This window comes from Sorangium sp. So ce119, assembly GCF_051524405.1.
Lineage (GTDB): Bacteria > Myxococcota_A > Polyangia > Polyangiales > Polyangiaceae > Sorangium > Sorangium cellulosum_G.
In genome coordinates, this window is record NZ_CP150310.1 from 7497733 (window position 1) to 7509446 (window position 11714).

Annotated in this window: 8 protein-coding genes; 6 read left to right on the forward strand and 2 right to left on the reverse strand. The window is 74.9% G+C overall.

What is annotated here, in order from left to right; genetic code table 11:
• The first annotated feature begins 132 nt into the window (after positions 1 to 132).
• Genes hisF through WME76_RS28230 form a run of 3 tightly spaced genes read left to right on the forward strand, consistent with a single transcriptional unit; the run spans position 133 to position 4115 of the window.
• Positions 133 to 945 carry an imidazole glycerol phosphate synthase subunit HisF gene (hisF, locus tag WME76_RS28220; RefSeq protein WP_437955370.1) on the forward strand — a complete coding sequence of 271 codons (813 nt, stop codon included), beginning with the start codon at positions 133 to 135 and terminating at the stop codon, positions 943 to 945.
• Entirely contained in the window at positions 942 to 3698 is a 2757-nt protein-coding gene (locus WME76_RS28225; protein ID WP_437955371.1) for a hypothetical protein, read from the forward strand. The genes hisF and WME76_RS28225 overlap by 4 nt, the downstream gene beginning before the upstream one ends.
• 33 nt (positions 3699 to 3731) lie before the next feature.
• Complete coding sequence (locus tag WME76_RS28230) at positions 3732 to 4115, forward strand: TerB family tellurite resistance protein (RefSeq protein ID WP_437955372.1); 384 nt, start codon at positions 3732 to 3734, stop codon at positions 4113 to 4115.
• Positions 4116 to 4181: 66 nt separating this feature from the next.
• Here WME76_RS28230 and WME76_RS28235 read toward each other — a convergent pair whose 3' ends face one another.
• Positions 4182 to 4346 carry a hypothetical protein gene (locus tag WME76_RS28235; RefSeq protein ID WP_437955373.1) on the reverse strand — a complete coding sequence of 55 codons (165 nt, stop codon included), beginning with the start codon at positions 4344 to 4346 and terminating at the stop codon, positions 4182 to 4184.
• A gap of 201 nt (positions 4347 to 4547) precedes the next feature.
• On the opposite strand from WME76_RS28235, the gene WME76_RS28240 reads away from it, so the two are divergent.
• Genes WME76_RS28240 through WME76_RS28250 form a run of 3 tightly spaced genes read left to right on the forward strand, consistent with a single transcriptional unit; the run spans position 4548 to position 9144 of the window.
• The gene (locus WME76_RS28240) at positions 4548 to 6230 is read left to right on the forward strand and encodes a delta-60 repeat domain-containing protein (protein ID WP_437955374.1); all 1683 of its coding nucleotides are present in this window, start codon (positions 4548 to 4550) and stop codon (positions 6228 to 6230) included.
• Positions 6231 to 6242: 12 nt separating this feature from the next.
• Complete coding sequence (locus tag WME76_RS28245; protein WP_437955375.1) at positions 6243 to 7712, forward strand: imelysin family protein; 1470 nt, start codon at positions 6243 to 6245, stop codon at positions 7710 to 7712.
• A complete protein-coding gene (locus tag WME76_RS28250; protein ID WP_437955376.1) occupies positions 7699 to 9144 on the forward strand; it encodes an HTTM domain-containing protein in 1446 nt (481 codons plus the stop codon). Before WME76_RS28245 ends, WME76_RS28250 begins: the two co-directional genes overlap by 14 nt.
• A 28-nt stretch (positions 9145 to 9172) precedes the next feature.
• On the opposite strand, the gene WME76_RS28255 is transcribed toward WME76_RS28250, so the two are convergent.
• Entirely contained in the window at positions 9173 to 11635 is a 2463-nt protein-coding gene (locus WME76_RS28255) for a TonB-dependent receptor family protein (RefSeq protein WP_437955377.1), read from the reverse strand.
• Between the last annotated feature and the right edge of the window lie 79 nt (positions 11636 to 11714).

Below are 11714 nucleotides of genomic sequence, written 5' to 3' on the forward strand. Positions count from 1 at the left end.
GGCGGGGCCGGCCCAGCCGCTGGAAACCGCGGCTATCCCGCGGGAGAGCGCGCCCCGCGGCCCTGGCGCCGGGGCCGCCGGGGCGCCGCGCAACAGTTGGCCCGGGCGCGGCGGGTACGCTAACGCGGACGTATGCTCGCGAAGCGCATCATCCCGTGCCTCGACGTCAAGGACGGCCGCGTCGTGAAGGGCGTCCGCTTTGTGGGGCTGCGGGACGCCGGCGATCCCGTGGAGGCCGCCCGCCGTTACGACGCCGAGGGCGCGGACGAGATCACGTTCCTCGACATCACCGCGTCGCACGAGAAGCGCGGCATCATCCTCGACGTCGTGGCGCGCACGGCGGACGTGCTGTTCACGCCGCTGACGGTCGGCGGCGGCGTCAAGTCCGAGCAGGACATCGAGGCGCTCCTCCACGCGGGGGCCGACAAGGTGGCGATCAACACGGCCGCGGTCAACGATCCCGACCTCGTGCGACGCGCCGCGGACCGGTGGGGCACGCAGGCGATCGTGGTGGCGATCGACGCGCGCCGGATCGCGGATCCCTCGCGCGTGGCCTGGACGGTGGTGACCCACGGCGGCCGGCGCGACACCGGGCGCGACGCGGTCGCGTGGGCGGAGGAGATCGCGCGCGCCGGCGCCGGGGAGCTGCTCGTCACGAGCATGGACCGCGACGGCACGCGGGACGGGTACGACCTCCTGCTGACCTCCGCGATCGCGCGGGCGGTGCCGGTCCCGGTGATCGCGTCGGGCGGCGTCGGGACGCTGGATCACCTGCGCGCCGGCCTCGTCGAGGGCGGCGCCGACGCCGCGCTCGCCGCGTCGATCTTCCACGACGCCGAGTACACGATCGGCGAGGCGAAGGCGTACCTCGAGGCGGCGGGCGTGCCGGTCAGGCCGGCGCGCCCGGGCGGGTCGGGCGCCGCGGCGGCGCGGGGGCGCTCGTGAGCGCCTGCGTCACGCTGGACGAGGTCCTCGCGGCGGCGCACGCGCGGTGCGCCTCGCTGGTGCCGGAGACGTCGGGCTACCTCGCGCTGGCGGTGAGCGACGCGACGTCGCGGCTGCCGCTGCGGCTCGACGATCGCGCGGTGCTGCTCACGACCGAGGGCACGGTCACCGTGCGCACGCGCGGCGAGCCGGTGGCGCCCGCCGAGGCGGCGCGGCTCCTGCGCGACCTGCTCGCGCGGCTGCTCGCCGCGTCCGCCGGGAGCATGCCGAACCTCGCGACGACGGCGCGCCCGCGCCCCGCGTCGGAGCAGGACCCGGACGCTGTCGCGCGGGAGCTCGAGGCCGCGCTGATCCCGGTGAACCGCAACGCCGCCCGACGCGCGCTGGCGCGGCTCGCCCGCGAGACGCTGCGCGCCAAGGAGGCCGGCCGGCTGAAGCGGGCGCGCCCGGCGGCGCAGGCGAGGCCGGCGGCGCTGGAGGCGAGCGAGGAGGCGGCGCCGGCCGCGAGCGCGGCGCGCGCGCCGACGCCCGGAGCTCATGACGAGGTCGCGACGCGCGGCGCGGTGGTCGGCCCGCGGGCCGACGAGGCCGCGGGCGCGACGCGCGGTCAGGAGGCGAGCGCGGCGCGCGCCGAGGTCGCCGGCGCGCCGCTCGCCCCGCTCACCACCGCCGTCGTGGAGCTGACCCTCAGCCCTGGGCCGGTCGCGCCTGCCGTCGTGGAGCTGACCCTCAGTCCCGGGCTGGTCGCGATCGCGACCTCCGGGCAGACGGCCCCGGCGCCGGCGATCGCGGGCGATGTCGCCGAGGCCGCTGCCGCATCCGAGGCCAGCGGACTGCCTTCCGAGATCGCGCCGGCGTCCGAGCACGCCACGCACATCGACGCGCGGGTCGAGGTGATTCCGGAGCCGACGCCCACCGTCGTGCAGGCGGTTGTCGAGATCGAGATGACGGGGGCGCCCGCGGAGATCCCGGCGATCCCGGAGCTCATCGAGCCTGCGCGCGCGATCGCGCCCGTGGCCCCGATCGCCCGCGTGGCGACGCCCGCGCCGGCGGTGGCGGCCGTCGCTCCTGCCGAGGAGCGCGCCGCGCCGGCGTCGTCGCCGCTCGCGCGCGACGCTACGTCGTGCGGCCAGGCGCTGACGAGCCCCGAGGGGATCGAGGTGTTCCTCGTCGAGCTCTCCCCGGAGCCCGCCGGCGTCGTGCCGCCTTCCCAGGAGCCGACGCCGACCCAGTCGATCCTCGTCGAGTTCTCCCCGGAGCCCGCCGGCGTCGCGCCGCTCTCGCAGGAGCCGACGCCGACCGTGGCCACCGCCGTCTGGGCCGAGATGATGGTGCCCGAGAGCGCCGCGGTCACCAGCCGCGCCGATGCTTTCGGCGCAGCCGCCGACGCTCCCGTCGACGTCGCCGATGCTTTCGGCGCAGCCGCCGACGCCCCCGCCGACGTCGCCGATGCGGCTGCCGACGTCGCCGATGCGGCTGCCGACGTCGCCGATGCAGCCGACGCTCCCGTCGACGTCGCCGATGCTTTCGGCGCAGCCGCCGACGCTCCCGTCGACGTCGCCGATGCTTTCGGCGCAGCCGCCGACGCTCCCGCCAACGTCGCCGATGCGGCTGCCGACGTCGCCGATGCAGCCGACGCTCCCGTCGACGTCGCCCAGGCGGCCGACGCTCCCGCCGACGCCCCCGTCGACGTCGCCCATGCGGCCGACGCTCCCGTCGACGTCGCCCATGTGGCCGACGCTCCCGCCGACGCCCCCGTCGACGTCGCCCATGCAGCCGACGCCCCCGGCGACGTCGCCGATGTCCCGGCCGACGCTCCCGCCGACGCCCCCGTCGACGTCGCCCATGCGGCCGACGCTCCCGCCGTCGCCGCCGATGTCCCGGCCGACGCCGTCGAGACCGCGCGCGCCCCCGCCATCCATGTCCTTCTCGAGGCAGCGCCAGCGCTCCAGGTCACCCCGGCTTACGGCGGCTGGCCCCTCGTCCAGCGGAGCGACGTCGCCGCCGCGTCCGCCCATTCGCGAGCGAGCGTCGCGCCGTTCGAGGAGACGCCGGCCGCGCGGCACACGCTGCCCTGGCCGATCCCAGCGCACCGCGCCGACGACGCTCCGGGCGCGCCCGCCCCCGCGGCCCTGACAGCGCCGCCGCCGACCTCCGAGGCCCCGGTGTCCGCGCGCGCCGACGCGCCGCCCACGAACGCCGCGCCGGTCGAGGAGCCGTGCCCCGCGGGCCTCGACCCCATCGACGCGATCGTGTGGAGCGCCTCGCGCCGCTCCCGGAGCGCGCGCCCGCCGGCGGACGGCGCTGGGCCCTCCCGGGTCGACGAGCTCGTCGCGCGCTTCGTCGCGCAGTCGGAGCACAGCGCGCAGCGCCGCGCCGCGCGCAGCATGAAGGCGCTCGCTGGCCTCGACCCCACGCTCACGCCGCCTCCGGTCACCGCTCTCTCCGCGATCTCCGCGCTGGCGGCGCTCAAGCAGCGCTCGCCGCTCACCGCGGCGAGGCCTCCCGTTCCGTCCGAGAGCGCCGCGCTCGGCGCGCTCGACGAGCGCAGCAGGCCGCCTGCGCCCCTCGTGGCCCCGCGCCGGAGGGGTCTATCCTTGTGGCTCGCGCTCGTCGCGCTCGCCCTGCTCTGCGCCGTGCTCGTCGGAACGCTGCGGCCGGAGCTCTTCGCCTCGCTGGCGGAGCCGCTCGCGCGCGGAGCGCTCCACGCCGTGCCGCGCGCGGAGGCGAGGACGCCGCCCCCTCACGATTGACGTTGCCCCGGGGGAGCGACGAAACTCGTCGCCATGCAAGAGATGAACATGGCGATCGTGAAGTCGCTCGTGAGCGTGGCGTGGGCGGACGGCGAGTTCCACGACGCAGAGCGCGAGATGGTGGAGGGGCTGATCGCGGCGTTCGAGGCGAGCGAGGAGCAGGCGAAGGAGATCCGCGCCTACGCCGCCGACAAGAAGACCCTGGAGGACGTGCCCCTCGCCGAGCTCGGCGGCGACGACCGCCGCGCGCTGCTCCAGCACGCCGTGCTGCTCACCTTCGTCGACGGCGAGCAGCACGACGCGGAGAAGCAGTACATCGCCGCGCTGTGCAAGAGGCTCGAGCTGCCCGAGCTCGAGTCCGAGCAGCTCATCCAGGCGGCCGAGGCGCGCGCCCGGCGCCTCCTCACCTTGCTCTGACCCGGCGGCATCGCGGCCCGCGCGCTGCCGGCCTCGCCGCCGCCGGCGCTCCTGCGGCGCGGTGGTTCAGAGATCGCGCAGCCCCCTGCCGAGCGACTTGCCGATGCCCGAGGGCCACCGGGCGCAGGTCTGGATGACCACCTTGATGCGCTCGCGAACGCGCGCGCCGATGCGCCGGAGCACCGCGCCGAGCCCGGGCGCGCAGAACCAGTCCCAGTAGAAGAAATTCACGCCGCGGGACGCACGGGCGATCGCCGCTCAGCGCAGACCACGCGAAGGCCACGCCGAGATCCGTTCCAGCAGGATCCCCGCGGGAACGGACCTCGAGTGGGCGGGTGTAGCGGAATGTCTTGACAGGACGGTCACCATGGCAGAAAACAGCCCCCTCCGTAAACGACTTTCATTATCAACATCATGAGGGAGCCGTCGATCATGTCTGCGAAGAGAACCTGGCTGTCCGCACCGCGGACGGCGCTCGCCACGTTCGGATTCTCCTGGTGCGTGCTGCTCGGCGGAGTGGCCGCATGCGGTGACGACACGAACGACACGCCGGGCGCCGGTGGCGCCGGGGGCACCGGGGGAGCAGCCGGCGCGACCTCGACGAGCAGCAGCGCGGGCACCGGCGGTGAGGGCGGCACCGGCGGTGAAGGCGGCGCAGGCGGTGGCGACGGCGGCGCAGGCGGCGGCGACGGCGGCGCAGGCGCCGGTACGGGCGGCGCGGGCGGCGGCACCGGCGGCGCGGGCACCGGCGGCGCAGGTGGCGGTACGGGCGGCGCGGGCGGCGGCACCGGCGGCGCGGGCACCGGCGGTGACGGCGGCGCAGGTGGCGGCGGCACCGGTGACGAGCCCTGGTCGAACGGCTTCGCCGGCGTCGTGGCGCTCGATGAGGCAGCGGACGACCGCTTGTGGGCTGTAGCGTTCGACGCCGAGTCCAGGGCCTACGCCGGAGGGCACGTCGCCGTCGAGGGCGACACCCACATGACGGTGGCGCGCTTCAAGACCGACGGCTCGATCGACACGACCTTCGGCACGAACGGGATCGCGAAGGTCAACGTGGTCGCGGGCAGGACCGCAGAGACCGCGCGCGGCGTCGTCGTGCAGTCCGACGGCAAGGTCGTGCTCGCAGGCAACGTCGAGCACGACCCGAGCGCCACGCCGTCCGACGCGGACATCGCGGTCGTCCGGTTCAATGCCGACGGCACGCTCGACACGACCTTCGGCACCGACGGCGTCGCCGTCGTCGATCTCGGCGCCGGCGAGGGCAACACCGGCGACCTGCTCTGGGGCGTCGACCGCGACGCCGACGACGGCCTGGTCCTGTTCGCCAGCAAGAAGGCGGCGGACCGCGCCGACCGTGACCGCGCGATCGTGCGGCTCACCGCGGACGGCGATCTCGACACCACCTTCGCGACCGAGGGCGTCCACACGCTCGACGTCGACGGGCTGAACCTGGGCGACAACCCGCGCAACGGCTTCGTGCAGGCCGACGGCAAGATCTTCTCCTCCGGCTACACGAACGTCGCGGGCAGGAACCAGATCGTGCTGCTGCGGCTGAACGCCGACGGGACCCCCGACACGACCTTCTCCGCCGACGGCGTCGTGAGGCTCTCGCCGTTCCCGGTCGGCATGGCCGAGGCCTACGGCGCGGCCCGCCAGTCCGACGGGAAGTACGTGACCACCGGCTACGGGCGCGCCGAGGAGAGCGGCGCCGTGGATCTCGTGTCCTTCCGCGTCACGGCCACGGGTGGGTTCGACGCCTCCTGGGGCGTGGGCGGCGGCATCGTGCTCGACGTGGCGGGCGACAACGACCGCGGGCGCAACCTCCTCGCCCTGCCCGACGATCGCGTCGTGATGGTCGGCAGCGCCGCCCCGGCGACAGGGAACGTCGACGCGTTGATCGCCGTGTACGATCGGAACGGCGCCCCGGACACGCGCTTCGATCCGAGCGGACACCGGCGCTACAGCTTCGAGCGCTCCGACGACTCGCTCTACGGCGTCGCGGTGTCTCCGGACGGCGCCTGGCTCGCGGCCGTCGGGTACCGGTCCGACGGCGACGGGCCCGAGGACGACGACGCGACGCTGGTCCTGCTGCCGGTCCCGGCCTCGCGGGACTGACGCGACCGATCCATGAGCACCGTGAGGCCGAGAATGAACCGCGCCTGGAACGAGCGGGGGGCCCGCCGCCTCCCGACGGCGCTCGTGCTGTCGCTCCTCGGCCTCACCATGGCCGTCGCGTGCCGCAAGCCGCCCCCGGACGAGCTGGTCTACACGGGACGCGGCCCCGGCGGCGCGCAGCCGCCGGGCAGCGGCGGGCTGCCGCCGGACACCGGCGGGCCGCAGCCGTCGGGCAGCAGCGGCGGCGGCGGCGCGCCGGCCGCGACCTCGACCGGCAGCGGCGCCACGGGCGACGCGACCGTCGCGTCGACGACCGCGGCGACCACCGGCGCGGGGGGCGGCGACCCGGTCGGCGGCGACGTGTGCGCCCCGGTCCCCGTCGACGGGGGGCCCTTCAGCAAGGCAAAGCTGCTCACGGCGGCCGCCGATTGCGCGCTGAACCGCGCTTGCGAGTTCGAGGCGCAGGCGCGCGCGCTGAACGACCGCGCGTCGGCCCTCGCCCGCGACCCGGGCGAGCCGAACGCCGCCGCCGCGCGCGGCGCCTGGCTCGCGGCCATGCGGGTGTGGCAAGAGGCGGAGGTCTTCCGCTTCGGCCCCGCGGCGAGCTCCACGCAGCCCGGCGGGCAGGACCTCCGCGATCAGATCTACGCCTGGCCGCTCGTCAGCCGGTGCAAGATCGAGGAGCAGATCGTGAGCCGGGCCTACGCGCAGCCGAGCTTCTCCTCGTCGCTCATCAACGCCCGCGGCCTCGCGGCGCTCGAGTACCTGGTCTTCTACGGCGGCGCCGACAACGCGTGCTCGCAGTTCTCGCCCATCAACGCGAGCGGCACCTGGGCGGCGCTCGGCGCCGGCGATCTCGCGCGGCGCAAGGCCGACTACGCCGCCGCGGCGGCCGCGGACGTGCTCGCCCGCGCGGGCGCGCTCGCGCGCGCCTGGGCGCCCGAGGCGGGGAGCTTCCGGGAGAAGCTCACCCAGGCCGGCCGCGGGAGCCCCGTCTACGCGACCGAGCAGGACGCGCTCAACGCGGTGAGCGACGCGATGTTCTACATCGAGAAGGAGCTCAAGGACTGGAAGCTCGGCCGGCCGCTCGGCTTCACCGAGGACTGCACCACGCCCACCTGCCCGGAAGCGCTGGAGTCCCGCTTCGCCCAGGCCTCGACGGCGCACCTCCGGGCCAACCTGAGCGGCTTCCGGCGGCTGTTCCAGGGCTGCGGCGAGGGCGGCCAGGGCGTCGGGTTCGACGACTGGCTGCGCGAGGTCGGCTCGGCCGATCTCGCCGATCGCATGCTGGCCGCGCTGTCGGGGGCCGAGGCGGCCGTCGACGCGCTCGACGTGCCGATCGAGCAGGCCCTCGCGACCGACAGGGCGAGGGTCGAGGCCGTCTACAACGCCGTGAAGGCCCTGACGGACCTGCTCAAGACGGAGCTCGTCACCACGCTGAACCTCGAGCTGCCCCGGTCGTCGGAAGGTGACAACGACTGAGCTCCCCGGCGGCGCGCGCCCCCGCGGGCTCGCGGCCGCGTGGTCGCGCGCCGCCGCGGCGCTGTCTCGCCCGGTCGACATCGCCTGGCTCGCCGCGTTCCGCGCCCTGTTCGGGCTCACGATGTGCGTGAGCATGGCGCGCTTCATCGCGTACGGCTGGATCGACGAGCTCTTCGTCAAGACGAGCTTTCACTTCAAGTACTGGGGCCTCGCCTGGGTCGAGCCGCTCCCGCCGGCCGGGATGCACGCGCTGTTCTGGGCGCTCGCGGGGCTCGCCCTGGCGATCGCCCTGGGCTTCGCGTTCCGCGTCGCGGCGCCCCTGTTCGTCGTCGGCTTCACCTACCTCCAGGTCATCGACGTCACGACGTACCTCAACCACTACTACCTCGCGAGCCTGCTCGGCCTCCTGCTCGCGGCGTCGCCCGCGCACCGCGCGTGGTCCATCGACGCGCTGCTCGCGCGGCGCCACGAGCGCGCTGTCCCGGCCGCGTGGCTCTACCTGCTCCGCTTCCAGGTCGGCGTCGTCTACACGTTCGCGGGGCTCGCCAAGGCCCACGCCGACTGGCTCCTCCACGCGCAGCCGCTCCGGATCTGGCTCGGATCGCGCACGGACATGCCCGTCCTCGGCCCGCTCTTCACGCACCCGTGGGCCGCGCCGCTCATGAGCTGGGCGGGGTTCCTGTTCGACACAAGCATCGTCTGGCTGCTCCTCGTCCCGCGGCTCCGCCCGTTCGCCTACGCCGCGGTGATCCTGTTCCACGCCGTCACGCGCGCGCTGTTTCCGATCGGCATGTTCCCGGTGATCATGGTCCTGTCCGCGCTCGTGTTCTTCCCCCCGTCGTGGCCCCGGGATCTCCTCGCCCGGGCGCGCGCGCTCCTCGGCCGCCGCGGCGCCGGCGCGCCGCCCTCGCCCGCGCCGGCCCTCGCGCCGGGCGCGCCGCCCTCGCGTCGGCTCGGCGCGGTCGGCCTCGCGATCGGCGCGGCGTACTGCGCGGTCCAGCTCGCGTTGCCGCTCCGCTTCCTCGCCTACGGCGGCGACGTGCGCTGGCACGAGCAGGGGATGCGCTTCTCCTGGCGCGTGATGGTCCGCGAGAAGAACGGCAGCATCACCTTCGTCGTCCGCAACCGGCAGACCGGCCGGACGTGGCACGTGAGCCCGCGCGAGTACCTGACGCGCCTCCAGGAGCGCGAGATGGCGGGCCAGCCCGACCTCATCTTGCAGCTCTCTCGCCACATCCGGGACGACTTCGAGCGCCGCGGCCGCGGGCCGGTCGAGGTGCGCGCCGACGCCCTCGTCTCGCTCAACGGCCGCCGCATCGCGCGCCTCATCGATCCCGGCGTCGACCTCGCCTCGGTGCGCGACGGCATCGGCCCCGCGTCCTACATCCTCCCGGGCCCGAAGGAGCCTCCGCCGCACATCCGGCCGCTCTGATCGGCGCAGCGCCGCGCCGGGCGCCGCGTCAGAACGACGCCTTCACCCCGACCTGGATCCAGCGCGGCGCGTTCGGCCGGGCGCCGAACGGGCGGCGCGACACGATGAACTGCGAGCCGAGGACGTTGCGCGCGTTCGCGTAGAGCACGAGCGGCCCGACGACGCGCACCCTGGCGCTCGCGTCGATCAGGAGCTGCTCGTCCGTCGCGAGCGCCTTCGACATGGGCTCGCCGCCCGCCCTCTCGCGCATGGCCGACACGTAGCTGGCGCCCACGTTGAGGCCGGCGCGCTCGTGCTCGACCCCGACCGAGAGGCTCACCTGGTGCCGCGGGACGTAGGGCATCTCGTCCCCCTTCGCCACCCGGCCGAAGATGGGGTCGTCCGAGGTGAAGCTCGTGAGGAACTCGGTCCGGGTGAGCGTGTATGCCGCGTTGATCGGCAGCTTGAGCTGACCGACCGGGATCTCGTGCTCGGCGTAGGCCTCGACGCCGTAGATCCGGGCCTCGCCCGCGTCGTACTGGCGGTCGAGGTCCGCGTCGAGGCAGCCGCTCGACAGCGTGCACACGTCCGTGATGTTCGCGTAATCGTTGTAGTAGCCGATGACCTCGGCGCGCAGCGGCCCGTCGGCGAAGCGGGCGCCGCCCTCGTAGTTCACGCTGAGCTCGGGCTTGACGTGCGCGTCGCTCCCCGGCGCCGGGGGGCTGAAGCCGCGGTAGACGCCGGCCAGGATCCCGAGCGCCTCGGTGATCGCGTAGTAGGCGCCCACGCCGGGCAGGAGCGCCTGCGCGACCCGCGTCTGCTCGGTGCCGGCCGCGCGATCCACGAACGCGGAGCGCATCAGCTCGACCCGGACGCCGGGGGTCACCGTGAGCGCTCGCCACGTCACCGCGTCGCTCGCGTGGAGCGCGAGCGCCTCGGTCCATGCCTCGTTGAGCTGGGTCACGACGGTCGGTCCGCCGTCCGGCACGAGCGCGCCCCCGAGCACGAGGAACCCGTTCTCGCTGTGGCGGCGCTCGACCCGGTCGTAGTGCAGGCGCAGGCCGTACTCGACGCGGTGCGAGACGGGCCCCGTGGCGGTGTTCCAGCGGACGCGGGTCTCCACGCCGTGGGCGGCGAAGTCGCGCTCGTTGGGTCCGATGAGCAGCGTCTCCCCCGGCGTCGAGCTGTCGAGCTGCCCGGTCAGCACGGCGTGGTACACCGCGTTCTGCGGCGAGTCGGGGGCGGCGAGCACGTCGAACAGGTTGGCCCCGCGGAAGCCGTTCACCTTGCGCCACACGCGCGAGAAGTCGCTCCGGTACACCGTCGTCGTCACGGACAGGTCGCGGGACGGCTCGATCACGTGGGTCAGGGCGACCGCGGTGCGGTGGTTGCGCATGCGGTCGAGCGCGCTCACGCCGTAGCGGCGGAGCGGGTTCTGCTCGAAGTCCGCGTCGGTGATGCCGAGGTACGTCTCGTTGGAGAGCTCCTCCGAGTACGTGAGCTTGAGGCGGAGCTCGTTCTTGATCCGGGCGGTCGGGTCGACGACGTAGCTGCCCTTGAGCATCACCTCGTTGCGGTAGAACCCGGTGTCGGCGCCGCTCGGGAGCTCCTTGAAGCCGTCGCTCCGGAGGTGCACGCCCTCGAGGAGGACGTCCATCTGGCCGTCGCTCGTCCCGACGTAGCCGTGCGCCTTGCCGTAGCCGTACTCGCCGAAGGCGAGGTCGAGCGCGCCCGAGGCGAGCGACGGGGCGGACCGGGTGATGAGATCCACCGTGCCGCCCACGGTCTGCGGGCCGTAGGCGATGGCGCCCGGCCCCTTGATCACCCGCACGCTCGACATGCGCGTGATCAGGGGGAAGTAGTAGGCCGCCGGCGCGGAGTACGGCGCGGGCGAGATGGGGACGCCGTCCTCCATCAACGTCACCTTCTTGCTGCGATCGGGGTTGACGCCGCGCACGCCGATGTTCGGCCGCAGCCCCAGCCCGTCCTCGCCTCGCACGTACACGCCCGGGACGCTGCCCAGCACGGCGTGCGGGTCGTCGTGCTCGAAGCGCTCGAGCTGGCGCCCCTTGATCACATGGGCAGAGCCCGCGGTCCTCGTCACGCGCGTGCCCGCGACCGTGACCTCCACCGGCGCGTCGGCGCGGGGCGCCGCCTGCTCCGCCGCGGCGGCGTCCTGGCCCGCCGGCGCCTCACCGCCGGGAGCCGCCTGCTCCGGCGCGGCGGCGTCCTGGCCCGCGACCGGCGCCCCGCCACCCGGGGCCGTCCTCTCCGGCGCGGTGGCGTCCTGGCCCGCGACCGGCGCCTCACCGCCGGGGGCCGCTTGCTCTGGCGCGGCAGGAGCGTCCCGGCCCTCCGGCCCGGATCCGGCGGCAGGAGGGGCCTCCGGAGCGGCTGGATCCGCAGCGGGCTCCGAGCTCGGTCCGGGAGACTGCGCATGGGCCTGGGCGAGGGTGAGCAGCAGCGCAGGCGCCGCCAGGCCGAGCCGACGCAGGGAGGTACGGAGCAGCATTGAAATGTACTGAATATTACAACGACAGACGATCACCGCGCCGCGCGCTCGGCGGGCTGCGGCATTTGAGGCGGCGACT

What these genes read in the sequence shown, in the direction of transcription:
- hisF (WP_437955370.1), top strand. Translation starts at nt 133, where the DNA reads ATGCTCGCGAAGCGCATCATCCCGTGCCTCGACGTCAAGGACGGCCGC.
- WME76_RS28230 (WP_437955372.1), top strand. Translation starts at nt 3,732, where the DNA reads ATGCAAGAGATGAACATGGCGATCGTGAAGTCGCTCGTGAGCGTGGCG.
- WME76_RS28240 (WP_437955374.1), top strand. Translation starts at nt 4,548, where the DNA reads ATGTCTGCGAAGAGAACCTGGCTGTCCGCACCGCGGACGGCGCTCGCC.
- WME76_RS28245 (WP_437955375.1), top strand. Translation starts at nt 6,243, where the DNA reads ATGAGCACCGTGAGGCCGAGAATGAACCGCGCCTGGAACGAGCGGGGG.
- WME76_RS28255 (WP_437955377.1), bottom strand. Translation starts at nt 11,635, where the DNA reads ATGCTGCTCCGTACCTCCCTGCGTCGGCTCGGCCTGGCGGCGCCTGCG.